The 26,215-nt window shown below is 72.4% G+C and carries 31 protein-coding genes; 11 read left to right on the top strand and 20 right to left on the bottom strand.

Annotated elements, in window-relative coordinates; all coding sequences use genetic code 11:
• Positions 1-18: 18 nt before the first annotated feature.
• The 13 genes from IE332_RS09175 to IE332_RS09115 all read right to left on the bottom strand — a co-directional run bounded on the left by IE332_RS09175 (position 19) and on the right by IE332_RS09115 (position 8,162).
• Positions 19-540, bottom strand: a complete 522-nt coding sequence (locus IE332_RS09175; protein ID WP_189914937.1) for a DUF6879 family protein — start codon at positions 538-540, stop codon at positions 19-21.
• On the bottom strand, positions 537-1,085 hold the full coding sequence (locus IE332_RS09170) for a GNAT family N-acetyltransferase (protein WP_189914935.1): 549 nt from the start codon (positions 1,083-1,085) through the stop codon (positions 537-539). Before IE332_RS09170 ends, IE332_RS09175 begins: the two co-directional genes overlap by 4 nt.
• Positions 1,082-1,918 carry a protein kinase family protein gene (locus IE332_RS09165; RefSeq protein ID WP_189914933.1) on the bottom strand — a complete coding sequence of 279 codons (837 nt, stop codon included), beginning with the start codon at positions 1,916-1,918 and terminating at the stop codon, positions 1,082-1,084. The genes IE332_RS09170 and IE332_RS09165 overlap by 4 nt, the downstream gene beginning before the upstream one ends.
• Before the next feature lie 178 nt (positions 1,919-2,096).
• Entirely contained in the window at positions 2,097-3,296 is a 1,200-nt protein-coding gene (gene tgmC, locus IE332_RS09160; protein ID WP_189914931.1) for an ATP-grasp peptide maturase system methyltransferase, read from the bottom strand.
• On the bottom strand, positions 3,289-4,236 hold the full coding sequence (gene tgmB / locus IE332_RS09155) for an ATP-grasp ribosomal peptide maturase (RefSeq protein ID WP_229928461.1): 948 nt from the start codon (positions 4,234-4,236) through the stop codon (positions 3,289-3,291). Before tgmB ends, tgmC begins: the two co-directional genes overlap by 8 nt.
• 10 nt (positions 4,237-4,246) lie before the next feature.
• Positions 4,247-4,462, bottom strand: coding sequence for a putative ATP-grasp-modified RiPP (gene tgmA, locus IE332_RS09150; protein ID WP_189914929.1), 216 nt, complete (start codon positions 4,460-4,462; stop codon positions 4,247-4,249).
• A 143-nt stretch (positions 4,463-4,605) separates the two neighbouring features.
• A complete protein-coding gene (locus IE332_RS09145) occupies positions 4,606-5,454 on the bottom strand; it encodes a helix-turn-helix domain-containing protein (protein WP_189914926.1) in 849 nt (282 codons plus the stop codon).
• 24 nt (positions 5,455-5,478) lie between these two features.
• Entirely contained in the window at positions 5,479-6,015 is a 537-nt protein-coding gene (locus tag IE332_RS09140) for a DUF6879 family protein (protein ID WP_189914924.1), read from the bottom strand.
• Positions 5,996-6,250, bottom strand: coding sequence for a hypothetical protein (locus tag IE332_RS09135; RefSeq protein ID WP_189914922.1), 255 nt, complete (start codon positions 6,248-6,250; stop codon positions 5,996-5,998). Before IE332_RS09135 ends, IE332_RS09140 begins: the two co-directional genes overlap by 20 nt.
• Positions 6,251-6,409: 159 nt before the next feature.
• Entirely contained in the window at positions 6,410-6,682 is a 273-nt protein-coding gene (locus IE332_RS09130; protein WP_229928460.1) for a DUF397 domain-containing protein, read from the bottom strand.
• Between the two features lie 73 nt (positions 6,683-6,755).
• A complete protein-coding gene (locus IE332_RS09125) occupies positions 6,756-7,028 on the bottom strand; it encodes a DUF397 domain-containing protein (protein WP_229928459.1) in 273 nt (90 codons plus the stop codon).
• Positions 7,029-7,101: 73 nt separating this feature from the next.
• Positions 7,102-7,311: a DUF397 domain-containing protein gene (locus tag IE332_RS09120; protein ID WP_189914915.1), complete on the bottom strand. Its 210-nt coding sequence runs from the start codon at positions 7,309-7,311 to the stop codon at positions 7,102-7,104.
• On the bottom strand, positions 7,308-8,162 hold the full coding sequence (locus IE332_RS09115) for a helix-turn-helix domain-containing protein (RefSeq protein WP_189914913.1): 855 nt from the start codon (positions 8,160-8,162) through the stop codon (positions 7,308-7,310). The genes IE332_RS09120 and IE332_RS09115 overlap by 4 nt, the downstream gene beginning before the upstream one ends.
• 248 nt (positions 8,163-8,410) lie before the next feature.
• Here IE332_RS09115 and IE332_RS09110 point away from each other — a divergent pair, with 248 nt between their 5' ends.
• From IE332_RS09110 to IE332_RS09100, 3 genes are all read left to right on the top strand, one after another.
• Positions 8,411-8,803, top strand: a complete 393-nt coding sequence (locus IE332_RS09110) for an ATP-binding protein (RefSeq protein WP_189914911.1) — start codon at positions 8,411-8,413, stop codon at positions 8,801-8,803.
• On the top strand, positions 8,800-9,075 hold the full coding sequence (locus tag IE332_RS09105; RefSeq protein WP_189914909.1) for a hypothetical protein: 276 nt from the start codon (positions 8,800-8,802) through the stop codon (positions 9,073-9,075). The genes IE332_RS09110 and IE332_RS09105 overlap by 4 nt, the downstream gene beginning before the upstream one ends.
• A gap of 242 nt (positions 9,076-9,317) precedes the next feature.
• Positions 9,318-9,773 (top strand): hypothetical protein, encoded by a 456-nt coding sequence (locus tag IE332_RS09100; protein ID WP_189914907.1) that lies wholly within the window; start codon positions 9,318-9,320, stop codon positions 9,771-9,773.
• Between the two features lie 3 nt (positions 9,774-9,776).
• Here IE332_RS09100 and IE332_RS09095 read toward each other — a convergent pair whose 3' ends face one another.
• A complete protein-coding gene (locus IE332_RS09095) occupies positions 9,777-10,220 on the bottom strand; it encodes an SRPBCC family protein (RefSeq protein ID WP_189914904.1) in 444 nt (147 codons plus the stop codon).
• Between the two features lie 84 nt (positions 10,221-10,304).
• Here IE332_RS09095 and IE332_RS09090 point away from each other — a divergent pair, with 84 nt between their 5' ends.
• The 3 genes from IE332_RS09090 (at position 10,305) to IE332_RS09080 (ending at position 12,198) form a co-directional block, all read left to right on the top strand.
• Positions 10,305-10,967: a formylglycine-generating enzyme family protein gene (locus IE332_RS09090; RefSeq protein ID WP_189914902.1), complete on the top strand. Its 663-nt coding sequence runs from the start codon at positions 10,305-10,307 to the stop codon at positions 10,965-10,967.
• A gap of 119 nt (positions 10,968-11,086) precedes the next feature.
• A complete protein-coding gene (locus IE332_RS09085) occupies positions 11,087-11,614 on the top strand; it encodes a GNAT family N-acetyltransferase (protein ID WP_189914893.1) in 528 nt (175 codons plus the stop codon).
• Positions 11,615-11,661: 47 nt separating this feature from the next.
• A complete protein-coding gene (locus IE332_RS09080; RefSeq protein WP_189914891.1) occupies positions 11,662-12,198 on the top strand; it encodes a GNAT family N-acetyltransferase in 537 nt (178 codons plus the stop codon).
• Here IE332_RS09080 and IE332_RS09075 read toward each other — a convergent pair.
• Both IE332_RS09075 and soxR read right to left on the bottom strand, forming a co-directional pair.
• A complete protein-coding gene (locus tag IE332_RS09075) occupies positions 12,165-13,118 on the bottom strand; it encodes a phosphotransferase family protein (protein WP_189914889.1) in 954 nt (317 codons plus the stop codon). The two genes, IE332_RS09080 and IE332_RS09075, sit on opposite strands and share 34 nt — an antisense overlap.
• A 43-nt stretch (positions 13,119-13,161) precedes the next feature.
• A complete protein-coding gene (soxR, locus tag IE332_RS09070; RefSeq protein ID WP_189914887.1) occupies positions 13,162-13,707 on the bottom strand; it encodes a redox-sensitive transcriptional activator SoxR in 546 nt (181 codons plus the stop codon).
• A 57-nt stretch (positions 13,708-13,764) separates the two neighbouring features.
• On the opposite strand from soxR, the gene IE332_RS09065 reads away from it, so the two are divergent.
• Entirely contained in the window at positions 13,765-14,517 is a 753-nt protein-coding gene (locus IE332_RS09065) for a thiamine pyrophosphate-binding protein (RefSeq protein WP_189914885.1), read from the top strand.
• A gap of 119 nt (positions 14,518-14,636) precedes the next feature.
• Complete coding sequence (locus tag IE332_RS09060) at positions 14,637-15,530, top strand: transketolase family protein (protein ID WP_189914883.1); 894 nt, start codon at positions 14,637-14,639, stop codon at positions 15,528-15,530.
• A gap of 16 nt (positions 15,531-15,546) precedes the next feature.
• On the opposite strand, the gene treZ is transcribed toward IE332_RS09060, so the two are convergent.
• From treZ to glgX, 3 genes are all read right to left on the bottom strand, one after another.
• Complete coding sequence (gene treZ, locus IE332_RS09055) at positions 15,547-17,292, bottom strand: malto-oligosyltrehalose trehalohydrolase (protein WP_189914881.1); 1,746 nt, start codon at positions 17,290-17,292, stop codon at positions 15,547-15,549.
• Positions 17,293-19,836, bottom strand: coding sequence for a malto-oligosyltrehalose synthase (gene treY / locus IE332_RS09050; protein WP_189914878.1), 2,544 nt, complete (start codon positions 19,834-19,836; stop codon positions 17,293-17,295).
• 96 nt (positions 19,837-19,932) lie between these two features.
• Positions 19,933-22,056, bottom strand: a complete 2,124-nt coding sequence (glgX, locus tag IE332_RS09045) for a glycogen debranching protein GlgX (RefSeq protein ID WP_189914876.1) — start codon at positions 22,054-22,056, stop codon at positions 19,933-19,935.
• 406 nt (positions 22,057-22,462) lie between these two features.
• Between glgX and IE332_RS09040 the strand changes: the two genes are divergently transcribed.
• From IE332_RS09040 to IE332_RS09030, 3 genes are all read left to right on the top strand, one after another.
• A complete protein-coding gene (locus tag IE332_RS09040) occupies positions 22,463-23,737 on the top strand; it encodes a DUF5919 domain-containing protein (RefSeq protein WP_373313689.1) in 1,275 nt (424 codons plus the stop codon).
• Between the two features lie 100 nt (positions 23,738-23,837).
• The gene (locus IE332_RS09035; protein ID WP_229928458.1) at positions 23,838-24,320 is read left to right on the top strand and encodes a GNAT family N-acetyltransferase; all 483 of its coding nucleotides are present in this window, start codon (positions 23,838-23,840) and stop codon (positions 24,318-24,320) included.
• Between the two features lie 138 nt (positions 24,321-24,458).
• Positions 24,459-25,160 carry an exonuclease domain-containing protein gene (locus IE332_RS09030; RefSeq protein ID WP_189914874.1) on the top strand — a complete coding sequence of 234 codons (702 nt, stop codon included), beginning with the start codon at positions 24,459-24,461 and terminating at the stop codon, positions 25,158-25,160.
• A gap of 51 nt (positions 25,161-25,211) precedes the next feature.
• Here IE332_RS09030 and IE332_RS09025 read toward each other — a convergent pair whose 3' ends face one another.
• Complete coding sequence (locus IE332_RS09025; RefSeq protein WP_189914872.1) at positions 25,212-26,171, bottom strand: hypothetical protein; 960 nt, start codon at positions 26,169-26,171, stop codon at positions 25,212-25,214.
• Positions 26,172-26,215: the final 44 nt, after the last annotated feature.

Below are 26,215 nucleotides of genomic sequence, written 5' to 3'. Positions count from 1 at the left end.
CAGGAGGGCGGACACGGGTCAGGTCAGCCGGAAGTCCTCGTGAGGCACTGCACGCTCCCAGACGGCCTCGAACGCCGAGGTGCAGAGTCTTACGGTCCCAGGGGCCTTGGTGACTTCGTGATCCACGACGTCACCTTCGCCGCTGAAGTGGTGGACTACGAGAGTTCGCCCGTCGATGAGCCAGAAGTCGTTGCCCGGGAGGGCCAGATCGGTCGCCTGCCAGCGGGGGAGCCATCTGACCTGCTCGCCGGAGGCGATGTTCCGGAACGTGATCTCGTGCTCGAAGCGGATGTACTCGCTCGCCGGTTCGGAGACGATCCGGGCTCGTCGCACGTCGACCCCGCGGCTGGTGGTCTCCTCCATCAGCTGCAACCAGGGATTCCACCACGATGTACGGTCCGCCGGATCGTCCCGGTGCCCGCCGAGCCAGCGGAGGAGCAGCGGGTCGTCGCGCATGTAGCCGTCGCGCATCTCAAGGTGGACCGCAGTCCGCTGTGCTCCCCTGAGCAGGTCGGTCAGGTCGGGCACCTTCTGCGTCATTGCCGGCCTTTCGTTGGGATCGGGATCGTCCGCATCCCTGCGGGGACGACGGTCGAGCATCGAGAGAGCCCGAGCCGGGGTCGGTCGGCCGACCCCGGCTCGGCTGCGTAGTGCACGAATCCGCCGGTCGTTTCGGTCCGGCTGAACCCGGCTTTGACCAGCACGCGGCCGGAAGCGGCGTTGTCGGCGTGATGCTTCGCGGTGACGACGGGCAGGCCGAGCACGCCGAAGGCGAGAACCAGAAGCTCGGTGACGGCGGCGGTGGCGACCCCGCAGCCCCAGGCGTCATCGCGCAGGATGTAGCTCAGCTTGCCATTGGTGCTGGTGCGGTTGAGCTTGATGATGCCCAGAAGGTCGCCGTTCATGTCGATCCCGAGGACGTGGTGAGTGCGCGGTGTCTCCCGTGCGCACCGGACGGCCCGCTCCACGAACCGCTGTGCTTCGGTGCCTTCCATCGCCGCGCGCGGGAGGTGGAGCACCGATGCGCTGCTGTAGATCCGTTGGACGGCGCGGGCATCATCGGTCGTGAGCTCCCGGAGGCTCACAGTTTCGCGAGGGCGAGGCCGAGTTCGGCGGCCGTGGGGCGGTCCTGCGCGGGTGCGCGCAGGACCGCCCGCAGCGGGGTCAGGAGGGTGGGCCAGGACGGGGCGGAGCAGAGGGGGATCGTGCCGGTGGCGATGGCGGCCCGACGGGCGGAGGGGCCGGCATCGGGGCCGATGCCGGCGGCGTCGTAGTCGAGCGGCCACCGGCCCGTGACGCAGGTCCACAGCGTTCCGGCGAGGGCGTACACGTCGGAAGCGGTGGTCGTCCTGACCGGACGCTCACCGGATTCGACGGCGGCGGCCAGTTCGGGGGCGACGAGGTGGGTGATGCCGCCCTGGAAGATCGGCGACGGAGGGAACGTCGGCGACCAGGCCCAGGACAGATCGAGCAGCTTCGCGCCCTGGGCGGTGTGGACGCCGTGAGCGGGTTGGAGGTCGCCGTGGACCCATGCGGCGGAGTGCAGTTCGGCGACGGCCCGGCACAGGGCGGTGGCTCCGGCGAGGGCCTGCGCGGGGTCGCCGCCGTCGGCGCGGATGGGCTTGAACAGGTCCCAGGTGGACGGTCCCGCGAGCCAGGGGGTGACGTACCAGACGCCGCCGGCGTAGCGGCCGGCGATGACGGTGTAGCCGGGCAGCTGGTCCAGGACGGCGCTTTCCCGGGCAGTGATCTCCTCGCCCTCGCCGTGGCCGGCCTTGATCGCCACGGAGCCCCGGACACCGGTCGCCTTCCAGACGGCCGAGCCTCGTCGGTCGGTGATCCCGGTGAGAGTGACCGGACCGCAGATCGACTCGGCGGCCTTCAGCGCTTCGCCGGGGCAGGGAGCGAACTCGCCCATGCCTTTACCGCCTTCCAGTTGCAGGGGATGCGCTCGGACACGTCGCGGCCGTCGTCGGTGCCCGGATCGGAGACGATCCGGGCACGTCGCATCACCACGCCACGGCCGACCGTTTCCCGGACTCTCGTAGGAGTGGAATCGTCCGTGTGGCGATGCGGACGACGGCTTCGTGATCCGGTCACCGGCCCAGGATGCCGACCGGGCTGCCGGGGTCGTCCAGCCAGACGGTGTTGGCCTCCGGGGTCACCGTAAGACCGTAACGCTCAAGCACGGGGCGGCCGTTGGAGATCCACGCCGTGGCCGCCGCCTCCAGCTCGGACCAGAGGGAGCGCGGGCCGCCCTGGAAGGCGCGGGTGGTGCCGTCGGGTCGGCTCTCCAGGACCGCCCATGATCCGTCGGCGTGGAGGAACCACCGGCCCGTGACGCCGTCGGCCGCCATGCGCAGCCGGGTCGTGCCGGGCATGGCGATCTGGGCGGTCCACAGGAAGGACGGGTCGTCCAGGGTGTCGGGACGGACGGCGGTGTCGAGGCCGGCGGTGTCGTGGCGGTCCCGGAGGGCGGCGCGCATGAGGGGACCGATCGGGGGCCGCCGGGTCTCGCGGGAGAGCATGAACGAGACGTCGGAGTCGATGAACCGGCCCTGTGCTTCGCCGCCGTCGCCGACCCGCAGTTTCACGTACCCGTAGGCGTCGAGGCCGCCGACCAGCGACACCAGGATGATCGCACCGGGCCGGGCCTGGGCCGGCCAGGCGGGCGGGACGTGGTCGGGCGAGTACGTGGCGATGATCCGGTCGTACGGTCCGCCGTCCGGGCAGCCCTTGGCGCCGTCGCCGACGACCAGGCGGGGCCGGTGGCCGAGGGAGGCGAGCCGTTCGCCGTCGGCGGCGGACAGGACGGCGTCGTGCTCCACGCTGGTCACGTACCGGTCGCCGAGCCGGGCGCACAACAGCGCCGTGGAGTAGCCGGTGCCGGTTCCGACTTCTAGTACGTTCGCGCCGTCCGGGACGTCGAGGTCTTCGAGCATCCGGACGACGACGCCGGGGAGGGTGGAGGAACTGGTGGGCGTCCCGGTGCGGGGTTCGGCATGCGGCCGGGGGAGGGCGCCGTGGTCGAGCTGGGTGACCCACGTGGTGTTCTCGTAGGCCAGCCGCAGCCACCGTTGCGGGTCGGTGTCCCGGCTGACGGCGGTGTAGCGGGTGATGCCGTCCGGGCCGTCCTCGGCGGTGTAGAACGCCGGCAGGAAGACGTGGCGGGGCACCGCCAGCACCGCGTCGCGCCAGTGCGGGCTGCGCAGCGAGCCGTCGCGCGCCAGTTCCTCGGTGAGTTCGGCGCGCAGTCGGTGCGCCGTCTCGTCGGTCCCGTCCAGGTTGTCACTCACCTGTGCTGCCCTTCTCCAGAAGATCCGCGATGGCGCGCGAGATCGGCACGCCGGTCCTGTGCTCGATCCACGACCACTGCCCGTTGGGGTTCACTTCGAGGAACCGCCATTCCCCGGCCGGGGTCACGATGAAGTCGAAGGCCCCGAAGACGAGTCCGAATTCGCGCATGAACGCGGACACGCGCTCGCGAACCGGGCCGGGGACGGTCGTCGGCCGGTAGGTGAGGCTCTTGTAGTCGGTGCGCCAGTCGATGCGGGCGGCCTCCGAACCGGCGTGGATCTCGACGGGGAAGAAGCGGTCGCCGACCACGGTCAGCCGGACCTCGTGGGCCTTGTCGATCCACTCCTGGAAGAGGTGGGCGCACAGCCGCACCGAGTCGTCCAGGGCCGCGGGGTCGATCACGACGGTGTCCACGGGGGCGCCCAGGCTCTTGGTGATGACCGGGACACCACCGAGGTCGGCGGCGAAGCGCCGGCCCGCCTCGGGGTCGTTGGTGATGATGCTGCGCGGTGGATTCAGCCCCAGCTGCCGGGCGACCGCGAGTTGCCACGGCTTGTGGTTGGCATCGAGGTCCCGCGCGGGGTGGTTGATCCACAGGCAGGGAAGAGAGACGGCGACACCGACGAAGCCGGCCCGGGACTGGGCGGCGGCGAACCGCCGCCCGGCCTCGGACATGCCGTCGGGCAGCCGGAACTCCTCGGGCCTGCGGAAGTACACCGACCGGACCCGGGACAGGTCGAGCGTGCGGTGCCCGTTGTCGAGCACCCCGGCCCAGCCGTCCTCCAGGGTTGCGGCCAGGGTGAGTTCGGTCGGGAACTCGGCGGTGTCGCAGCGGAACACCGGGACGCCCCGGCTGTTCAGGTGCTCGACCACCAGATCCGCAGTGGAGTCGAGGCGGTTCGTGAGAACGAGCACCGCCTCGCCGTCGGGTTCCGTCACCTCGGTTCTCCTAGTAGAAGTCGGTGCCTTCGTCGTTCTTGCTGTCGGAGTTGGTGTTGCTGCTGGTCTCGCCGCTGGCGGTGTGCGCCCAGGGGTTGCCGTCGGAGGTGACGGCGATCTGCAGGGCGTGGTCGTACGTGACGCCGGCGGCGTCGGCCGGCTCGCTGGTCTGCCGCGCGGCGAAGCGCATGGCGAACGGCTGTTGGGCCGTGGAGGCGGTGGGCATGGAGGTCTCCTCTCGTGCTCGAAGCGGTGGATGCTGCCGGCGCCGGTGTCTGCGGGGATCGGTGTCCTCGCGCCGGGCGGCATCACCGACGGTATGGAGTAATTGACCCGGTACTCAACGTACTTGCGGCTTCTTGCGCGGATTCACCCAAGTGCAGCGAGCGCGGATGCGATCAGCGTTCTCACGTCGTTGCCGTGGACAGCCATCCGGTTCAGCTCGGCGAACGCTCGTGCGTAGTCGGCGACTTCTCGCGGTTGGGTGACGTCGATTCCTGCCGTCAGAGTCTCCACCATGACGTGCTCGTCGTCGTGAAGGTAGAAGGCTTCCAGGGGCCAGACGGTTCGTTCCGCGCCGAATGGGATGACCCCGAGCGAGACGGAGGCGAGCGGCAGGACGGCAAGCAGATGCCGCAACTGGCCGGCCATCTCTTCGGACCTGCCGATCCGATGCCGCAGGACGCCCTCTTCCATCACCACGGCGAAGCGGTGTCCGCCCTCGTAGAGGAATCGGCTGCGGGCGATCCGGGCTGCGACCGCTTCGGTGACGTCGTCGGGGTGGCCCTGGAACTGGCGGATACTGCGCATCAGCGCGGTGGCGTAGGCGGGTGTCTGGAAGAAGCCCGGGACTACGTTGGAGACGTACACCCGTGTCAGCGCCGTCCGCTCGTACAGGGCGTTGATGGTTTCCTGCGCCTTGCGCATTCCATTGCGCTGGATACGCCGCCACTCCATGTACATCGACTCGACAGCGCGGGTGGTGGCGACGAGGTCGGCGGCCTGATCGTCGGCGCTGCAGGCAGCGCACCATGCCCGGATGTCAGCGTCGGACGGCGGCATCTTGGCGTTGATGATGCGGGAGGTCTTGGACTCGTGCCAGCCACACCGGACAGACAGCTCCTGCCCCCGGAGCCCCGCGTCCAGCATCAACTCCCGGAGCCGCGAAGCGACTGCGCGCCGGGCGGCCTGGGCGCTGGAGGACGGAGAGGAGGGCATGGGTGTCTGTCCGGCGAGTTGGCGCTACACCGTGTATTCGTCGTGGTCGATGCCGCGCTCCCATACGGCCTCGAAAGCCGAGGCGCAGAGTTTCACCACAGCCGGGTCCTCGGTGAACGTGAGTCGCGGCTCCGCCCACGCGCCATCGCCGGCGAAGTGGTTGAACAGCACGGCGGTGCCGTCGAACAGCCAGAAGTCGTTGCCCGGCAGGGCGATGTCGGAGGAGCCGCGGCGGGGAAGCCAGCGGACCTGCTCGCCCAGTGCCAGGTTCGCGACGGTCAGGGCATGCTCGTAGCGGATGTAGTCGGTGACCGGCTCGGACACGATCCGGGCTCGACGCATCTGCACACCACGGTTGGTGGCCGCACGTACCATCGCCCCCCACCGGGTCCAGTGCTGTGACTCCGGATCGTTGTCGGCGTACCCGCTGCGAAGGTACTCGGCGAAGCCGCCGCTGTCCTGGCCGGCGTAGGTGTCCCGCATCTCCAGGTGAACTGCCGAGTGCTGAGCGCCCTCCAGCAGGTCGGCGAAATCCGGCACCTTACTGGCGCTCCGCGTCATCGCATGCCTTCCTCAAGATCGGAACCATCCTGGCCGGGATACGGACCACGGCTTCGGGGTCGGGAATGCCCTTGGCATGGCCGGGTGCCCACTCGGTGTCGATGATCTCGCTCAGCAGGGCGGCATCCGGGCGCCATCCCTGGATCACGATCTCCCGCGTCTCGTTGTCCACCCACACCGTGGGCGATCCCTCGTGCTCGGTGTTCGGATCAATGCCCGTGAACTGTAGCGCCATGGTGGTGCCCTCCTGTAGCGAGCCACACTTGCCGGTACTTGCGCGACGGTTTCGCGGAGTTGGCGACCAGTCAAGAGGCGTACGGGGGCGCATGAGCGGAGCGCTCGCACTGGTAGGCGGGCGGCCCCGCGTGGTGCGCGGGGCCGCCCGGGAGGTTCTTCAGAGGGTGGTGGGGAAGTCGTCGGAGCGGATGCCGGCGAGGAAGGACTGCCAGGCCTCGGGGGTGAAGGTGAGGGCCGCGCCGTGGGGGTCCTTGCTGTCACGGACCGGGATGATGCCGGTGATGCCGTCGGCGACTTCGACGCAGTTGTCGTTCGGGTTGCTGGCAGTTGCTTTCTTCCACTGCACGGGGAGTGCGGAGGCGACTTCGATGCAGTTCCCACCCTCGCTGCCGCTGTAGCTGCTCTTGCGCCATGTCGGGTCAGCTAGCACGTGGACGACCTCCTGCAGTGGCCAGTTGGTTGTGGGCTGCCCCGCGCCGCGCGGGGCAGCCCACGGTACTGGCCTAGCTGGAGATGGGGAACTCGCCGGCTTGGATACCGGCCACGAACGCTCGCCAGGCATTGGCGTCGAAGCTGAGAATGGGGCCGCCTGGGTCCTTGCTGTCGCGGACCGGGATGATGCCAGTGATGCCGTCGGCGACCTCGACGCAATCGTCATTCGGGTTGCTGGCAGTCGCCTTCTTCCACTGCACGGGGAGCGTGGAGGCGACTTCGATGCAGTCGCCGCCAGCGGCGTTGCTGTAGCTGCTCTTGCGCCATGTCAGGTCAGCTAACACGTGGACGACCTCCTGCAGTGGCCAGTTGGTTGTGGGCTGCCCCGCGCCGCGCGGGGCAGCCCACGGTACTGGCCTAGCTGGAGATGGGGAACTCGCCGGCTTGGATACCGGCCACGAACGCTCGCCAGGCATTGGCGTCGAAGCTGAGAATGGGGCCGCCTGGGTCCTTGCTGTCGCGGACCGGGATGATGCCAGTGATGCCGTCGGCGACCTCGACGCAATCGCCGTCGCCGTTGCTGTAGGTGCTCTTGCGCCAGATCTCTTGATGGAATTGATCTCTCATATGCCGTACTCCTCTGCGACGTTCCTCAACCGGTTGATGGCCTTCTCGGGTTGGATCGATGAGGCCATGAGTCGGTGGAATACGTCTTCGTGGCGAGCGATCTCGGCCTGATCCTCGACGTATGTCTTGCTGGTGATGGTCTCGGAGTAGGCGATGCTGCCAGGGATGTCGCTGAAGAAGAGGACCGAGAACGATGCGCCCATGGCGGCGTGCGCGCCGGCCGAGAAGGGGAGCACCTGCACGGTGATGTTCGGGCGTTCTTCTGCCAGGTCGGCGATGTGTCGTAGCTGCTCGGCCATGACGGTGTTGCCGCCGACCGGGCGGCGGATCGCGGCTTCGCCGATGATCGCCCAAATCTGAGGCGGGTCGTGCTGATCGAGGATTCGCTGTCGCTCCATCCGAAGAGCGAGCCTGCGTTCGACCTCGGTGGCTGACTCCGTGGGCTGCATCGATCGGATCACATGTCGCGCGTAGGACTCGGTCTGCAGCAGCCCTGGAACCAGTTCGCACTGAAACGTGAGGATCTTCGTGGCGTCGGACTCGAAGCTCACGTACGCACGGAATCGCTCCGGGACCGCCTCGCCATATGCGTGCCACCAACCTTGCTGGCGGCTCTGGCGCGTCAGATTGAGGAAGTGCTTCACCTCATCGGCTGAAGTGATGCCGTAGTGAGCGAGCAGTCTCGCGGCGTCGCGATCCTGTAGTGGTACCAAGCCGCTCTCGATGCGACTCAGCTTCGAAGCGGACCAACCCAGCGCGGCGGCTACGTCCTTGGCATTCATCTCGCGCGATGCACGCAACTTGCCAAGCTCGCTGCCGAGCCTACGCCGCAGCACGGTCGGACTGCCCACGCGTCACACTCCCTGGCTGTTCGCTTCCTTGCATAGTTTGCCACCCCTTCGGGAGCTGAACCCCCGCTCTAGATCATGCAATTGCTCGATGGAAGCAGTTGCATGCAATTGCTTCGCGGGTGCATGCTACAGGGAGTAGTCCGGCGGATCGCCTGAGTGATCAAGATCGGATCTGCGACCGGGCATCCCCATGCCGTCGCCCGGTCCTCGCATGGCTTCAACCCCTCTCCCCGGAAGGTGAATTCGCCATGTCCTCCACCTCCTCCACCATCTGGTTGCCGCGTAGCCGTCGATCCCCGGCCGAGGCCCGCCGCCGGCTCTCCTCCCTCCTCTCCGCCGTCCCGGATGGGGACCGCTTCCAGGACTCCGGGCTGCTCGCCGTCTCGGAGCTGGTCACCAACGCCGTCCTGCACGGGACGCCGCCCGGCTACCTCATCTACCTCTCGCTCGACGTCGACCCGACCCGCCTCCGGATCGAGGTGCACGACGCCCGGCGGGACCACGTGCCCGTCCTCTCCGCGCCCGGCCTCGGAAGCGAGGCCGGGCGCGGGCTGCACCTCGTCACCTCGGTCGCCAAGCGCTGGGGCTGCTGCCCGCGCGAGCCCCGGGGCAAGATCGTCTGGTGTGAGGTGGCCGCGTGAGGGCCGATCACGACGTCCTCGTCGAAATCCCGGGCGTCAGGCCGCCGGTCATCGTCACCCTCGATCCCAGAGCGCTGGAGAGGATCTGGGCGGTGATCTGCCACCTCCCGATGCCCCGATCCCAGCACCACGCCCTGGAGCGCCGCCTCACCGGCCCCTGCGCCAAGCGCGACGTGATCCGGGACCTCGCCGCCGATCCCGTCCTCGTCCTCCCGGTCGGCGACCGCGAAGTCCGCATCAGCTGGGCGAACCCCTCCGGGGAGCCCGCGTGATCCGGGACTGGTGGTTCCTGCACTGCTCCCGCAGCCGCCTCGCTCGACTCTTCCGCGCCGAGCGGCGCCGCCTCGACGCCGAGTTGGCGTGCTGGCTGCCCGAGGCGTCGGCGGCCGTTCGGCGCCGCGTTCTCGCGACGATCGCGAGTGATCGGCGGTAGTCGGCGTAGCGATGTGGCAGACGATCCCCTGCATGCTAGGTTCGAACGCGTTCAAAAGTTCAGGCGCGTGCAGGGGGAGTCATGGATGCGGTGCCGGTGAGTGCCCGGTGGCTGTCCGGGCTGGGCGTCGTCGCGTTCCTGCTGCCGGTGGTCGCTGTCGCAGACGAGTTGGGTACGGCCGCGGTGTTCCTGTACGCGGCCGGGCTGCTCTGTGTCGTCGCCTGTGCCGTGCCGCCCTTCTTTCGTGACCCGAAGCGTTTCCGGGTCGCCTGTGCGGCCGCCGGGATGGGCGTCGCGGCGGCGTCGATCCCGGCGGGTCTCGTCGGCATCCTGTTCGCGGTGGCGATCGAGGGCTGGCCCCTCTATCTGGCCTTTCTCGCTCTGCCGAGCACCGCGATCGCCGGCCTGATCGCCGCGTTCCAGCGGGCCCGCGGCCGTGAGTGCGGGCAGGCGGCGGCGGGCGTCGCCTGGGCGTGTGCGGCGATCACGGTGATCGGCTGGGCGTACATCACCGCCGAGGCGCTGGCGGAGTCGTGATCCTCACGCCGCGAAGCGCTCGCGCAGGGCGGCGAGGCCGGACGCGAAGACGCCGCGCACCAGGTCGCCCGACTCCTTCCGGTGCGCGGCCTCGGCGTCGTACGTCGCCTTCCACTCCACGAAGCTGGCGCCCAGCTCGGTGACCGGGGTGACCCTGAGCGTCGCCCGGTAACCGTCCAGGTGGAACGTCCCGTCGGGGAAGCTGTACGTGTAGCTCCGGGCGTCCTCGTCGTAGCCGAGCAGGGTCTCGTGCAGCACGGTGCCGTCGAACTCGAACACCCGCACCGCGCCGATCGCGTTGCCCGTCAGCTCGTTGCCGAGGCTGCTCTCGGGCAGGTCCGGGTGCCAGTCGCCGAGGCCGTGGAAGCTCCCGATCAGTTCCCATACCCGCTCGGCCGGGGCCTCCACCACCGTGCTGACCTTCGTCTCCGCCATGGTCGTCGCCACCCTTCCGATGTTCCGCCAGGACGGAACTCATCCTCGGGCGCGTGGCGGGGCGGGCGCCAGTGGGGCAAGCCGTAGGATCGCCGGATGATCACCGTACCGGCCGGCCGGGTCACGCTCTCCGACCGTCGCACCCAGCGCAGTTGGGCCGTCGACGTCGCCTCGTTCGAGCTGGCGGCCTGTCCGGTCACCCGTGAGCAGTACGAGGGCGTGGCCGGTGACCGCCACCCAGCGCACAGCGTGTCGTGGCACGACGCCGTCCGGTACTGCAACGAGCTCTCCCGCCGCGAAGGCCTCACCCCCGCCTACCAGTCGGATGGCGAGGACGTGGTCTGGGACCGTGCCGCCGACGGCTACCGGCTGCCCACCGAGGCCGAATGGGAACACGCCTGCCGCGCCGGTACGGACGGCCCCCGCTACGGCCCGCTGGACGAGATCGCCTGGCACCGCGCGAACTCCGGCGAGCGCCCGCACGAGGTGGGCGAACTCCTCCCGAACGCCTACGGGTTGTACGACCTGCTCGGCAACGTGTGGGAGTGGTGCTGGGACCTGTACGACCCCGAGGTGTACGGCAGCTACCGCGTCCTGCGCGGCGGCGGCTGGTTCGACGAGCACTGGAGCTGCCGCGCCTCCGTCCGCCGCCGCAGCCACCCGACGCTGGGGATCGACGACGTGGGATTCCGGGTCGCCCGCTCGATTCGCGCGTGCAGCCCGACGTCAGGCGCAGTAAAGGGAATTCGGGCGCGGTAAAGGGGGCTCCGGCGCAGTAAAGAGAATGTCAGCGCAGTAAATCCGCGACGAAAAGAGATCTGCCGGAATTCCTCGGCCGATTGCGGAACCGCCGCGCCCGAGCGGGCGTTCTCGCAGGCATGAACCAGGAACAGATCTCCCTGCGCCCGATAGCCGAAGCCGACTTCCCGCAGTTCCTCTCCCTCCTGAACGACCCCGACGTCATGGGCGAACACCTGTGGTCCGGCTGGCGGCAGCCGGACCGCATCCGCCGGGTCTGGGGCGAGAACGGGCTGCTCACGGATGAGCAGTGGACGCTCGCGATCACCGCCGGCGGCGAATTCTGCGGCTATGCCGCCGCGATGCGGGAAAGCGCGTCCCCGGCCGCCCCGTACTGGAATCTGGGCGCGCAGCTGCTGCCCGGGGCGCGCGGCCGGGGTATCGGCACCCGGGCCCATCGGCTGTTCGTCGACTACCTGTTCGCGCATTCGCCGGTGATGCGGCTGGAGGCGGAGACCGAGTCCGCCAACCGTGCCGAGCAGCGCGTGCTGGAGAAGGTCGGCTTCACCCGTGAGGGCGTGCAGCGCGCGCAGACCTTCCGCGACGGCGAATGGCGGGACGTGGTGCTCTACAGCCTGCTGCGCACCGACCCCCGGCCCGCGCGCTGAGGAACCGCTGAGGAACCGACGTACGGGTGAGGGCCGTTGGGGTCGGTATGACCGACGAACCGATCGCCCTCAGCCCGATCGCCCTCAGCCCGATCGCCGAGACCGACCTCCCGCAGCTGGACGCGCTGGTCGCCGGCCCCGAACAGTTGGCTCCGTTCCAGTGGTTCGGCTGGCGTGACCCCGGCCGGTTCCGCCGGATCTGGGCCGAGAACGGCCTGTTCTCCGACGAGCAGTCGGCGCTGGCGGTCCGGGCCGGGGGCGAGTTCGCGGGCTTCGTCTCCTGGCGTCGGGTGAACGCCGGTCCCAACACGTCCTACTGGAACATCGGCATCCAGCTCCGCGCGGAGCTGTGCGGCCGGGGTCTCGGCACCGAGGCCCAACGGCAGCTGGCGCGCTACCTGTTCGCGCACACGACGGTGATGCGGCTGGAGGCGGACACCGAGGTCACCAATGTCGCCGAGCAGCGCGCCCTGGAGAAGGCCGGCTTCACCCGCGAGGGCGTGCGGCGCGGCGCCACCTTCCGGGACGGCGAGTGGCGGGACGGGGTCGTCTACAGCCTGCTGCGCACCGATCCGAAGCCTTGAGCCACCCCGAACCACTCCTCGGCGAGGTCGTCCAGCGTGCGCGCCGTCGGCTTCAACTCCCGTAGGTACCAGGGCAGATTGCTGTAGACGTGGAGCAGGGTGTACGCCATCAGCAGGCGGGGGTCGAAGGGGCGGCCGTACGCGGCCAGCAGTCGGCCGAGCAAGCCCGGGTCGGCGCGGGTGGTGAAGAGGCCGACGGCGACCAGGTCGTAGGCCGGGTCGCCGATCATCGCGGGCTCGAAGTCGAACAGGCCGGTGAGGCGCCAGCCGGCGGTCGGGTCGGTGAGCAGGTGCTCGCGCATGAACTCGGTGTGCAGCAGGGCGCGTCCGGGGGCCGCCGGGAGCGGGGCGGCGGCGAGGAAGTCGGGGATCTGCTCCGCCCAGGCCTCCGGCAGGCCGCGCTCGCGCTGCCGGGTGACGGCGCCGGCCCGCTGGCGGGCGAGGAAGGCGGGCCAGTCGCCGGGGCCGAGCGCGTCGGCGAGCGGTTCGGGGTCGAGGGCGTGCAGGGCGGCGAGCGCCTCGCCGCAGTCGTGGGCGATCCGTTCGCGGTCGGGCCGCGGGATGCGCGGCCAGGCGGGTGCGAGGCCCTCGCCGGGCAGCCGGGACATCAGGACGTAGTGCCAGCCGTTGACGTACGCGCCGGCCGCCCGGACCTCCGGGGTGGGGATCGGCAGCGCTCCCCGGAGGTGGCCGAGGACGCGCTCCTCGGTGCGGCCGTCCTGGGCGCTGGGGGCGGGGAACAGCTTGAGGACGTGCTCGTCGCCGACGGCGTAGACGGGGACGGAGCCCTCCGCGAAGCGTTCCAGCGGCAGGCCGCCGACGCCGAGCCGGGCGCAGAGGGCCGCGGCGCCGGGGCGCATCACCGCTTCGTCGGGGACGACCGCGTCCCAGTCCTCGTCCGTCTCCACCAGGGGCAGCATGGGCGCACGGTAGGCGGGGCGGGGCCGGCACGCCAAACCGTTTTCACCCGCGTTCACCGGCTCCGCAGGCGTCGGCGTCGGGGGAGACCGGCTCGGGCCCGCCGGCCGGGTCGCGGGTGAGCAGGTAGCGGGCGCCGGGGCCGGCCTCGGCGGCGCGGTCGCCGGCGTTGTAGAGGGCGCAGCGGGACAGTGAGAGGCAGCCGCAGCCGATGCAGCCGGACAGCTTGAGCTTCAGCAGTTCGAGTTCGGCGATCTGTTCGTCGATCCGGCTCTGCCAGGACTCGGCGACCCGGTCCCATTCGGCGCGGCTGGGCGCCGGGCGGTCGGGGAGGCGGTCGAGGGCGACCCTGGCCTCGTCCAGGGAGAGGCCGACCCGTTGGGCGGCGCGGACGAACGCGATCCGGCGCAGCGTGCCGCGGGTGTAGCGGCGCTGGCCGCCGGAGGTGCGGGTGGCGTGGATCAGGCCGAGGGTCTCGTAGTAGCGCAGCGCCGATGCGGCGAGGCCGCTGCGGTCGGCGAGTTGGCCGATGGTGAGCAGGTCGCTGTGGTGCGGGCCGGGGGCTCGGTGGCTGTCCGGAAGGGTGGTCATGGGCACCCACTGTAACCGCTTGACCTCAAGTCGGCTTTAAGTTGCACCATCGTGGTCATGACGACGAACGCAACCGCGGACACCGTGACCGACGCCCGTTCCGAGGACCTGCCGGAGGCCCGTCCCGGCACCCGGTTCGAGGACCTGCCGGCGCTGATGGGCCGGATGACCGGCGCCGAGAAGCACGGGCCGGCCGCCACCTCCACCCTGGACGTGCTCTGGGTGCTGTACGACCGGGTCCTGCGCGTCACCCCGGCCACCGCCGAGGACCAGGACCGCGACCGCTTCCTGCTCTCCAAGGGCCACGGCCCGATGGCGTACTACGCGGTGCTGGCGGCCAAGGGCTTCATCGACCCCGAGGTGCTGGCGAGCTTCGGCGGCTACGACTCGCCGCTCGGCCACCACCCGGACCGCACGCTGGTCCCCGGCGTGGAGATCTCCTCCGGCTCGCTCGGGCACGGGCTCCCGCTGGGCGTCGGCACGGCACTCGGGCTGCGGGCGCAGGGCCTGGCCGACCCGGCGGTGTGGGTGCTGGTCGGCGACGCCGAGTTCGACGAGGGCTCCAACCACGAGGCGGTGGCCTTCGCCGGGGCGTCCGGGCTGGACCGGCTGCACGTGGTGGTGATCGACAACACCTCGGCCACGCACGGCTGGCGGGGCGGCATCGCCCAGCGCTTCGCGGCCGAGGGCTGGTCCACCGCGACGGTGGACGGCCGCGACCACGAGGCGCTGCACCGGGCCTTCACCGCCGAGCACCCGGGCCGCCCGCACGTGGTGGTCGCCCGGGTGGAGCCCAAGGAGAACCACTGAGCGTCCGGCCCCGACCAGGACGCCCCGACCAGGACGCCCCGACCAGGACGCCACGACCAGGACGCCCGCCAGAGCACGCCGAGCACGCTGAGCACGCACCCCCGAAAGGAACTTCACCGATGGACACCATGCGCGACCGCTTCGTCGACGTCACCTCCCGCCTGCTGGACGAGGACCCCCGGCTGGCCGTGGTGCTCGCCGACATCACGGCGGCCGCCTTCACCCCGGCCCAGGAGCGCCATCCCGACCGGGTGGTCAACGTCGGCATCCGGGAGCAGCTGCTGATCGGCGCCACGGGCGGCCTCGCGCTCACCGGGATGCGCCCGATCGCCCACACCTTCGCCAGCTTCCTGATCGAACGGCCCTTCGAGCAGGTCAAGTTGGACCTGACCCACCAGGGCGTCGGCGCCGTCCTGGTCAGCGCGGCCGGCTCCTACGACTGGCCGGCCGGCGGCCGTACCCACATGTCCCCGGGCGACGTCGCCCTGCTGGACACCCTGCCGGACTGGACCGTCCACGTCCCCGGCCACCCGGACGAGGCCGAGCAACTGCTGCGGCACGCCTACGCGGACGGCGACCGCAACGTGTACGTCCGGCTCTCGGCGCACCAGAACGCGGAGCCGGTGGCGGTCGAGCCGGGCCGCTTCACCACCGTCCGCACCGGCTCGCGCGGTGTGGTGCTGGCCGTCGGGCCGATGCTGGACGCGGTGCTCGCGGCCACCGAGGGCCTGGACGCCACCGTGCTGTACGCGGCGACGGTGCGCCCCTTCGACGCGGCCGGGCTGCGTGCGGCGGTCGGGGACCGGGCCGACGTGGTGCTGGTCGAGCCGTACCTGGCGGGCACCTCGGCGAACGCGGCGCACGAGGCGCTGGCCGACCGCCCGCACCGGATGCTGGGACTGGGCGTGCCGCGCGAGGAGCACCGGCACTACGGCTCGATCCCGGAGCACCTGGCCGCCTACGGCCTGGACGCGCCCGCGCTGCGGGAGCGGATCGGCACCTTCCTGTGGTGAACCGGTCCCACGCGCCCTACGCCGCGTCCGCAGCCACCGCGACCACGGCCACGGCGTCCGCCGCCAGCCGTACCGCGGTGCCGTCCAGCGCGGCCGGGCCGAAGGCCGCGACCAGCTCTCGCCCGGCGGCCCCGAGCGGCAGCGCGGCCTCCCGCGGCCCGAGGTTGACCGCGACCCGGTACGGTCCGCGGTGCACCACCAGCCAGCCGGCCGTCTCGTCGAAGTCCGCGCGCACCGCGCCGAGGTCGGGATCGGAGAGCTCCGGCCGGTCGCGCCGCAGCCGGATCAACGTCCGGTACCAGTCGAGCAGTTCGGCGTGCGGGGTGCGCCGGGGCTCGGTCCAGTCGAGGACCGAGCGCAGGACGGTGGCGGGCTCCTGCGGGTCGGGGACGGCCTCGGCGGACCAGCCGTGCTCGGCGAACTCCCGCCGCCGGCCCTGCCGGACGGCCTCCGCGAGGCCGGGGTCGGTGTGGTCGGTGAAGTACTGCCAGGGGGTCGCGGCGCCCCACTCCTCGCCCATGAACAGCATCGGGGTGAACGGCGAGGTGAGCACCAGGGCGGCGCCGCAGGCGAGCCGGCCGGCGGGGAGCGCGGGGGAGAGCCGGTCGCCGAGCGCCCGGTTGCCGATCTGGTCGTGGGTCTGCAGGTAGCCGAGCAGCCGGTGGCCCTCACCGGCGGGGAACGGCCGTCCGTGGCTTCGGCCGCGGAAGGAGGACCAGGTGCCGTCGTGGAACCAGCCCCGGGTGAGCGTCTTGGCGACGGCGGCGAGCGGCTCGTGCGCGAAGTCCCCGTAGTAGCCCTGGGATTCGCCGGTCAGCGCGCAGTGCAGGGCGTGGTGGAAGTCGTCGCTCCACTGGGCGGTGAGGCCCTGGCCGCCGGCCTCGCGGGCGGCGGTGGTGCGCGGGGAGTTGAGGTCGGATTCGGCGACCAGGAACAGCGGGCGGTTCGTGGCGACGGCCAACGTCCGTACCTCGGAGGAGAGTTCCTCCAGGAAGTGGACGGCCCGGTCGTCCGCGAGGGCGTGCACGGCGTCCAGCCGCAGGCCGTCGATCCGGTAGTCGCGCAGCCAGGCGAGCGCGCTGCCGATCAGGTAGGCGCGCACCTCGTCCGAGCCGGGGGCGTCCAGGTTCACCGCGGAGCCCCACGGGGTGTGGTGCCGGTCGGTGAAGTACGGCCCGTACGCGGGCAGGTAGTTGCCGGACGGGCCGAGGTGGTTGTGCACGACGTCCAGGACGACGCCGAGGCCCTTGCGGTGGGCGGCGTCGACGAAGCGCTTGAGCCCCTCGGGCCCACCGTAGGGCTCGTGGACGGCCCAGAGCGAGACCCCGTCGTAGCCCCAGCCGTGCCGGCCGGGGAACGGGCAGACCGGCATCAGCTCGACGAAGTCGACGCCCAACTCGACCAGGTGGTCCAGGTGTTCGGCGGCGGCGTCGAAGGTGCCGCGCGCGGTGAAGGTGCCGATGTGCAGCTCGTAGAGCACCGCGCCGGGCAGCGCGCGGCCGCGCCAGCCGGTCCGGGACCAGCGGAACGCGGCGTGGTCCACCGGGCGGCTCGGGCCGTCCGGGCCGGCCGGCTGCCACGGTGAGCGCGGGTCGGGCAGCGGCGGGCCGCCGTCCAGGCGGAAGGCGTAGTCGCCCGCCGGGGCCTCGCCGGACCACCAGCCGGACCGGTCCGCGCAGCGGGCCAACGCGTGTGCCACACCGTCGACTTCGACGTCGACCCGGGATTCGGCGCGGGGTGCCCACACCTCGTAGGCCGGCATTCAGCCCCTCCTCGTCAGCAGCGCCACCGGGAGGGTCGCCAGCAGCTCGGCCACCGGCACCGGGCCCGCCGGGAAGTCCCGCAGGGTCAGCTCGTCCGTCCACGGCCCGCCCGCCGGCAGCTCCAGCGCGGTGCCCCGCCAGCCGCCGGCCCGCTCCAGCCCGTACGGCAGCCGGGTGACGGCGGTGACCACGTCCTCGCCCCGGGCGAAGGCCGTCAGGTGGTCGGCGGCGGGGCCGACGGCGGTCAGCGGCCGGTACGGGCCGAGCGGGCGGGCCCGGCGCAGGTGCAGCGCGGCGGCGGTGAGGTGCAGCTTCTCGCGGGCGAGGTCGCCGGGCCGGGGGGTGGCCGAGTCGGTGAGCCGCACGGCCAGCGCGCCGAGGTCGACCAGGCCCCGGTTGTCCGGGTCCACCAGGGTGTACAGCGGCTCCTCGCTGCCCTGGTAGAGGTCGGGCACGCCCGGCACGGTGAGGTGCAGCAGGGCGGCGGCGAGGGTGTTGGCGCGGGCGTAGGGGGCGAGGGCGCGCACCGTGCCCTCGATCCGGGCGAGCAGCCCGGCGTCGTCGTGGACGGCGCGGGCCCGGGCCTCCAGGGCGCGTTCGTAGGGCGGGTCCGGCTCGGTCCAGGAGGTGTGCAGCTTGGCCTCGCGGACGGCCTTGAGGAGGGCGGCGACCAGCCGGTCCGGGGTGATCGGCCAGGCGGCGACCAGGGTGTGCCACAGCAGCCAGTCGGCGTCGCGGTCGAGTCCGGGGGCTGCCGGCCCTGCCGCGGCGGACCAGGCGGTGGCCTCGGCGGCCCAGGCCTCGGGCTGCTCGGCGAGGACGGCGAGCCGGGCGCGGGCGTCGGCGCTGCGCTTGGTGTCGTGGGTGGAGAGCACCGTCATGCCGTGCGGCCAGTCCCGCTCCTGCCGGCGGCACCAGTCGTGGAACTCCGCCGGGCTCAGCCCGGGCCGGGAGGGCTCGCCGCCGACCTCGTTCAGCCCCGGCAGCGCGTTCCAGCGGTAGAACGCGGTGTCCTCGACGCCCTTGGCGGCCACCGCCGCGGCGGTCTGGGCGAAGCGCACGCAGAACTCGTCGTGGTCCGGGCCGCGCCCCAGTTCGCCGAGCGCCAGGGCGGCCACCAGCCGGTCGGTCGGGTCGGTGGAGCCGTCCAGGGCCGCCCGCAGCTGCTCGCGGGAGACCGCCGGCGGCGCCTCGCCGGGCCGCGCGTACGGCCGGTACGCCGGGTAGCCGGTGAGCAGCCGGCCGAGCGCGGCGCGCAGCTGCCAGGGCGCGTGGTCGGCGTGCGCGGGCTCGGCGGCGCCGATCCGCAGGGCCGTCCGCACCAGCCGTTCGACCTCGGCGGCGAGCTCGCCGTGCGGCCCGGTCATGTCGGCCCGTCCGCGCCGGGCCTCGGCCACCGCCGGGTGCGGGTCCGCCGAGAGGTCCCGGTCCGGTTCCTCCGTGGGCTCCCGGACCGGGCCGCCGCGCAGGAAGGACTCGTACGCCCCGGCCAACCTCCGGGCGCCCGCCCCGTCGGTGAGCAGGCCGTCGATCCGGCGCAGCGCGTCGTAGCCGGTGGTGCCGGCGACCGGCCAGTCCTCGGGCAGCCGCTCCTCGCCGGTGAGGATCTTCTCGACCACGATGTACGCGCCGGGGGCGGTCACGGACGCCCCGCCGGTGGTCCCCGACGCCCCGCCGGTGGCCGCGGCGAGGCGGCGCAGGTAGCCGCGCGGGTCGGCGAGCCCGTCCGGGTGGTCGATCCGGAAGCCGTCCAGGACGCCGTCGGTGTGCAGCCCCAGCAGCACGGCGTGGGTGGCGGCGAACACCACCGGGTCCTCGACCCGCAGGGCGATCAGCTCGTTGACGGTGAAGAAGCGCCGGTAGTTGAGCTCGGTGCGGGCCAGCCGCCACCAGGCGAGCCGGTACCACTGGCGGCCGAGCAGCTCGGGCAGCGGCAGGTGCTCGGTGCCGGGCCGCAGCGGCAGCTCGTGCCGGTGGTAGCGCAGGACGGCGCCGTCCACGGTGAGCTGGTCGAGGACGGCGCCGAGCCGGTCGCCGAGCAGCGGCAGCAGCACCCGGCCGCGCCCGGGGGCGTCGGCGGGGCCGGGCTGGGCGGTCCAGTCGATGTCGAACCAGCGCGCGTACGGCGAGTCGGGCCCGTCGCGCAGCACCTGCCAGAGCGGCCGGTTGAGCCGCTCGGGGACGGGCACGGCCATGTGGTTGGGCACCACGTCGGCGATCAGCCGCAGGCCGTGCGCGTGCGCGGCGGCGGCCAGCGCGCGCAGTGCCGGCTCGCCGCCGAGCTGCTCGCTGATCCGGGTGTGGTCGACGGTGTCGTAGCCGTGGGTGGAGCCGGGGACGGCCTCCAGCAGCGGGGAGAGGTGCAGGTGGGAGACGCCGAGGGCGGCCAGGTAGGGGACGGCGGCGGTGGCGTCGCGCAGGGTGAAGCCGGGCTGGAGCTGGAGGCGGTAGCTGGCGGTGGGCGGGCCGTCGGGAGGGGCGGGCGGGCCGCCGGGGCGGGGGGCGGCCGGGCGGGGCTGCGCGGGCTCGGCGGCGGAGGTCATAGCTCCATAGGTACCCGGGGGAGCCCGCCGCCAAGACCCGCTGCTGATCCGAACAGGTGAACGCCCGGCCCCCGCGCCCGGTCACCCCGGCGGGCCTCAGGCCGGCCGCTGCAGCACCATCAGCGAGCGGTCGGTGAGCCACAGCGTGTCCCCCGCCTTGACCCGGGCCCCCGTCCCCGGGGCGGGCAGCCGGGGCTCGGCGGTGTCGACCACGACCTGCCACTCCTGCCCGTGGCCGGCCGGCACGGTGAACTCCAGCGGCTCGAAGTGCGCGTTGAACATCAGCAGGAAGGAGTCGTCGACGATCCGCCCGCCGCGCCGGTCCGGCTCGGAGATGGCGTAGCCGTTCAGGAAGACGGTCAGCGACTTGGCGTAGCTGGCGCCCCAGTTGCGCTTGGTCATCTCCTCCCCGGTCGGGGTGAACCAGGCGATGTCGGTGAGGTCGTCGAAGCCGCCGGAGGCCGACACCGGCCGCCCGTGGAAGAACCGCCGCCGCCGGAACACCGGGTGGTCGCGGCGCAGCCAGATCATCCCCTGGGTGAACTCCAGCAGCCGGGCCGCCGGCCCGTCGCCCTCGGGCCAGTGCACCCAGGAGAGTTCGTTGTCCTGGCAGTAGGTGTTGTTGTTGCCCAGCTGGGTGCGGCCGAGTTCGTCGCCGTGCGAGAGCATCGGCACGCCCTGGGAGAGCATCAGGGTGGCGATGAAGTTGCGCTGCTGGCGGGCCCGCAGCTCCTCGACGGCCGGGTCGTCGGTGGGGCCCTCGACGCCGCAGTTCCAGGAGCGGTTGAAGGATTCGCCGTCGCGGTCGTCCTCGCCGTTGGCCCGGTTGCGCTTCTCGTTGTAGGAGACCAGGTCGCGCAGGGTGAAGCCGTCGTGGCAGGTGACGAAGTTGATGGAGGCGATCGGCCGGCGGCCGTCGTCCTGGTAGAGGTCGGAGGAGCCGGTGAGCCGGGAGCCGAACTCGGCGAGGGCCGCGTTCTCGCCGCGCCACAGGTCGCGCACGGTGTCCCGGTACATGCCGTTCCACTCCGTCCACAGCGGCGGGAAGTTGCCGACCTGGTAGCCGCCCTCGCCGAGGTCCCAGGGCTCGGCGATCAGCTTGGCCTGGGAGACCACCGGGTCCTGCTGGACCAGGTCGAAGAAGGAGGAGAGCCGGTCCACCTCGTGGAACTGCCGGGCGAGGGTGGCGGCGAGGTCGAATCTGAAGCCGTCCACGTGCATCTCGGTGACCCAGTAGCGCAGCGAGTCCATGATCAGCTGGAGCACGTGCGGGCTGCGCATCAGCAGGCTGTTGCCGGTGCCGGTGGTGTCCTCGTAGAAGCGCTGGTCCTGGGCGAGGCGGTAGTAGGAGACGTTGTCCAGGCCGCGCAGCGAGAGCGTCGGGCCGAGGTGGTTGCCCTCGGCGGTGTGGTTGTAGACGACGTCCAGGATCACCTCGATGCCGGCCGCGTGCAGCGCCTTGACCATCGACTTGAACTCCTGCACCTGCTGGCCGCGGTCGCCGGTGGAGGAGTAGGAGGAGTGCGGGGCGAAGAAGCCGACGGTGTTGTAGCCCCAGTAGTTGGCCAGGCCGAGGTCGCGCAGCCGGTGGTCGCGGACGAACTGGTGGACCGGCATCAGCTCGATCGCCGTGACGCCGAGCTTGGCCAGGTGCTCGATCACCGCCGGGTGGGCCAGGCCCGCGTAGGTGCCGCGGATCTCCTCGGGGATGCCCGGGTGCAGCCGGGTGAGGCCCTTGACGTGGGCCTCGTAGATGACGGTCCGGTGGTAGTCGGTGCGCGGCGGCCGGTCGGTGCCCCAGTCGAAGTACGGATTGATCACCACCGAGTGCATGGTGTGCGGGGCGGAGTCGAGGTCGTTGCGGCGCTCGGGTGCGCCGAAATGGTAGCCGTAGACCGACTCGTCCCAGTCGATGTTCCCGCTCATCGCCTTGGCGTACGGGTCCAGGAGCAGTTTGGCGCTGTTGTGCCGCTGGCCCAGGCCCGGGTTGTACGGGCCGTGCACCCGGAAGCCGTAGCGCTGGCCGGGCTGGACGCCGGGCAGGTAGGCGTGCCGGACGAAGGCGTCCGTCTCGCGCAGTTCGACGGCCGTCTCGGAGCCGTCCTCGTCGAGCAGGCACAGCTCGATGCGGTCCGCGCTCTCGGAGAACACGGCGAAGTTGGTGCCGGCCCCGTCGTAGGTGGCGCCGAGCGGGTAGGGCGTACCGGGCCAGACCTGCATGACTCCTCAACTTCCTTACTGCAGACGGAAACTGACAGTTAGTCCGACAATCGGTCCGACTGTCTGCCCGGACCCGGACGCTCTTCTGCCCGGCCGGGCGGCCGGGCACGCGCGCCGTGACGCACGGCACAGCCCGCATACTCCCCGAGCCCTTCCCCGGCGGCCGGGAGAACCGGCCCGGGTTGGTCCGAACGAGTGTCCGGCGGGCATTCGTGTGAAGAGTGATGCCGCTGGTGCGGGCGCGGGCGGGCTTCGGCGTGGGGCCCGGCCGTCGACCATCCGGCTGCGGTCGGCTCTCGACGGGCAGTACCCTTGATCGTCCGGCCGTCCCGGCCGACCCGGTGCTAGTCAACGGCCCGTCAACGGTCCCCGCGTCCGCGGGGGTCAGCCGCAGATGAGGTGGCGCATGGTGTTCCCCGCTGGCGGCCGTGGCTCCGGTCCCGACGGCCCCCACCGGGGCGCGGCCCGCAGCGAGGCGCCCACGGTGGTCATGCGCCCCACCCTGACCGGCCGCGCGCTGGTGCCCGCCCAGAGCGGCCCGGTCGAGATACCCGCGCTGGCCTGGTCCGCCGCCGAGTGGGAGGACGCCTACCAGCGGGTACGGCTCTCCGGCCGCGCCTACGTCTGGCTCAACCTGGTCGAGCAGCGGCTGCGCTCCCTGGTGGACGAGGTGCTGCACCCGATCTACGCCCCCGCACACGGCGAGGACTGGGTCACCGCCGCCGCCGGGCCGGCCGGCGAGGAATGGGCGCACCGGGCCGGCGCGGTGCGCGAGGTCAGCCGCCGCAAGGGCTACCTGCTCGACCCGGCCGACGACGACCCGCTGGTCTTCCTCACCCTGCCCCAGCTGCGCGAACTGATGGTCCAGCACTGGCCCTGCTTCGAGCCGTACCTGGCCGACCGGCGCGAGATAGAGCTCGCCCTCGACGAGCTGGAGGTGGCCCGGCACGTCGTCTCCCGCAACCGGGTGCTCACCCAGACCGTCCTCGCCCAGACCGAGCGGGCCGCCGCCCGGCTGCTGGCCGTTCTGGACGGCGGCGCGGGCGGGGTGCCCGCCGACGTGGTCGAGTCCCTGGTGGCCGGCCGGTACGCGGACGTGGTCGCGGTGCACGCCGACCGGGTCCGGCTGCAGCGCGACCTGCCCGTGGAGGACCTGCTGGACGGCGCCCGGCGGCTCGACGCGCTCGGCATCGGCCTCGGCATGCTCTGCCAGAACTACACCGGCAAGCGCCTGGTGAAACTGGCCGGCGAGGGCTGCCGGGTACGGCTGCTGTTCCTCAACCCGGCGAGCAGCGCGGTGCGCCGCCGCGAACGCGAACTCGGCCTCGGGCGGAACGAGTTGTCCCGCTCGATCGAGATGAACATCATGCACGTGCGCCGGGTCCGGGCCCGGCTGCGCGACCAGGGCGGCTTCGAGATCAGGGTCTTCGACGAGACCCCGCGCTTCACCGCCTACCTGGTCGAGGGCCCCCGCACCACCGGCCAGGCGGGCGGCCGCCGGCAGGGCCGCGACCTCGGCGTCATCCAGCCCTACCTGCGCCGCGCCCGCGGCATGGAGTCCCCGGCGCTGGTGCTGCGCGGCGGCGCCGGCCAGCAGCCCGGCGGCACCGAGCCGGGGCTGCTGGAGGTCTACCGCGAGGAGTTCGAAGGGGTCTGGGCGGACTCCCGGCCGGTGTCCTGAGGGCCGTACCCCGGGGACTGCGTCCTGAGGACCGTCCAGGGGACCGCATCCTGAGAAAAGGCCTGGTCGCGGCGGTGACGGCGCTGCCAGACTGCGGGCCGTGAACAGTCTTCCCGCCCTTCCTGCCCTTCCCGCCTGGACCCTGGAACCCGCCGCGCCCGAGGACCTCGAACGCGTCACCGACCTCAAGGACCAGGTCATGCGCGCCGACCTGGAACGCCTCGGCCGCTGGCACCCGGACCGCTCCCGCCGGCGGGTCGCGGACGCCTTCTCCACCAGGTGGACCTCCCTGCTGCTGGTCGAAGGAGCCTTCGCGGGCTCCGTCACGGTCCGCCCCGACGGGCACGGCGGGCGCCACCTGGAGATGTTCTACCTCGCCCCGCACCTCCAGGGCCGCGGCCTCGGCACCGACGTGCTGCGCCACCTCCTCGCCGAGGCCGACGCCGCCGGGGAGCCGGTGCACCTCGTCGTCCTGCGCGGCAGCGCCGCCCAACGGCTGTACGAGCGGCACGGATTCACCGTCACCCAGCAGGACCAGATCGACGTCCACCTGTCCCGCCCGGCGCCCCGGCCCGTGCCGTAGCCGGACCGCCCGCGACCGTTCCGCGACCGTTCCGCGACCGCCTCCCGACCGGGGTGCGGTGGGCCCGCGGACCGGGTTGTCGGTGGGGCGGGTGATGATAGGGGCTGTTTCGAGCCGTAGGACGGAAGGACACACCTGATGAGCTGGTGGCAGCAGCCACTGGTCGGCTTCGACCTGGAGACCACGGGCACCGACCCGGCCGTGGACCGCATCGTCACGGCCGCGCTCGTGGACACGGTCGGGGCCGCCCGGGTGGGGGCCGCGCACTGGCTGCTCGACCCCGGAGTGCCGATACCCGCCGAGGCGGAGGCGATCCACGGGATCGGGGACGAGGTCGCGCGGGGCAAGGGCCGGCCGGCCGCGGAGGCCGTGGAGGAGATAGCCGCCGGGCTGTGCGAGCGGATCGCCGCCGGGCGGCCGGTGGTGGCGTTCAACGCGCCGTTCGACCTGTCGCTGCTCGACGCCGAGCTGCGCCGGTACGGGCTGGCGACGCTCGCCGAGCGCCTGGGCGGGCCGGTCGGGCCGGTGCTGGACGCGCTGGTGATCGACCGGGCCGTGGACAAGTACCGCAAGGGCTCGCGCACCCTGCAGCGGGTCTGCGAGGTGTACGGGGTGGAGCTGACGGACGCGCACGAGGCGGGCAGTGACGCGCTGGCCGCCGTCCGGGTCGCCGTCGCCCTGGCCGGGCGCTACCCGGCCGAGGTGGGGGAGGTGGCGCCGGGCGAGCTGCACCGGCGGCAGATCGACTGGTACCGGGACTGGGCGGAGGGCCTGCAGGCCTGGCTGCGCCGCGGTAAGGACCCGCAGGCGGTGGTCGACCCGCGCTGGCCCGCCCGCTAGTCGGCCCGCCCGCTAGTCGGGCGGGCGGGCCCCGGCCCGGCCGGGCCGGCGCTACTGCAGGTCCAGGCCCACCGGGTGCGCGAGGTCCGTCGGGCAGACGAAGACGCGCAGTTCGCCGAAGCGTCCCACGGACACGTCCGGGGCGAGGCCGCTGTCCACGGTCAGCAGGTGGACCATCCGGGCGCCGCAGCCGCAGTCGACCGGCACCAGGTCGGTGGAGTGCCAGGACGGCCAGCCGCCGAGCTTCCAGCCCTCGGCGCAGGACAGCGCGCGGTGGTACTCCAGGCCGTACCGCTGGGCGAACTCCTCGGCGGCCTCGTGGAGTTCTTCCGGCAGCTCGTCCTGGTCGGGCAGGTCCAGGATCTGCTCGGGGCGCAGCGCGCACGGCGTGGGCAGGTATCCGTCCTCGCTGCGCCGGGGCGCCGGGGGCGTGACCGGGGCGAGGTCGGCGGCGCGCTGCCAGTGGAGTTCGACGTTCGGGCCGTAGTAGTAGCGGGTGTTCGGGAGCTCCCGGTGGTCGTTGGGGCACCAGAGCACCTGGAGCCGGTCGGCGTCCTCCGGCCAGGGCAGGTGCGGGGCGTCCTCGGCGCGGACGTGCGCGAGCGGCACCAGGGCGGTGTCGGCGGCGGGCCGCTCGGCGACCTTCCGGTGGGTGTGCCACGCGATCAGGTCGATGCTGTCGGCACCGTCCATGATCCGGCGCTGCTCGGCGGCCTCGTCGGGGGTGACGACGTGCACGCCGCCGTTGCTCCGGGCCCGTTCGCGCTCCGCCCGGGCGATGGCCTCCCAGATCGCGCGGTCGGCGGCGGAGACGTCCCGGTACTCGTCGGCCAGGTGCTCGGCGGTGCACCGCGGCCAGGGCGCGCCGGCCGGCCACAGCGCGGGGCCGCCGATCCGGCTCGCCCGCGGGTCGGGTGTCGCGGCGTACGGGTGGAGCAGGGTGGCGGGCCGCAGGTACGGGGCCAGTCCCGGTACGGCGGCGACGAGTTCGGTGGTGGTGGGGCCGGTCATGCGGGCCACCCTACGGTCGGCCCCGGCCGTCGGGGAGGGCCGGC

This window comes from Kitasatospora xanthocidica, assembly GCF_014656195.1.
GTDB classification, from domain to species: domain Bacteria; phylum Actinomycetota; class Actinomycetes; order Streptomycetales; family Streptomycetaceae; genus Kitasatospora; species Kitasatospora xanthocidica.
The sequence above is the reverse complement of the archived record's forward strand: the minus strand, read 5'-3'. Positions and strand labels throughout refer to the sequence as shown.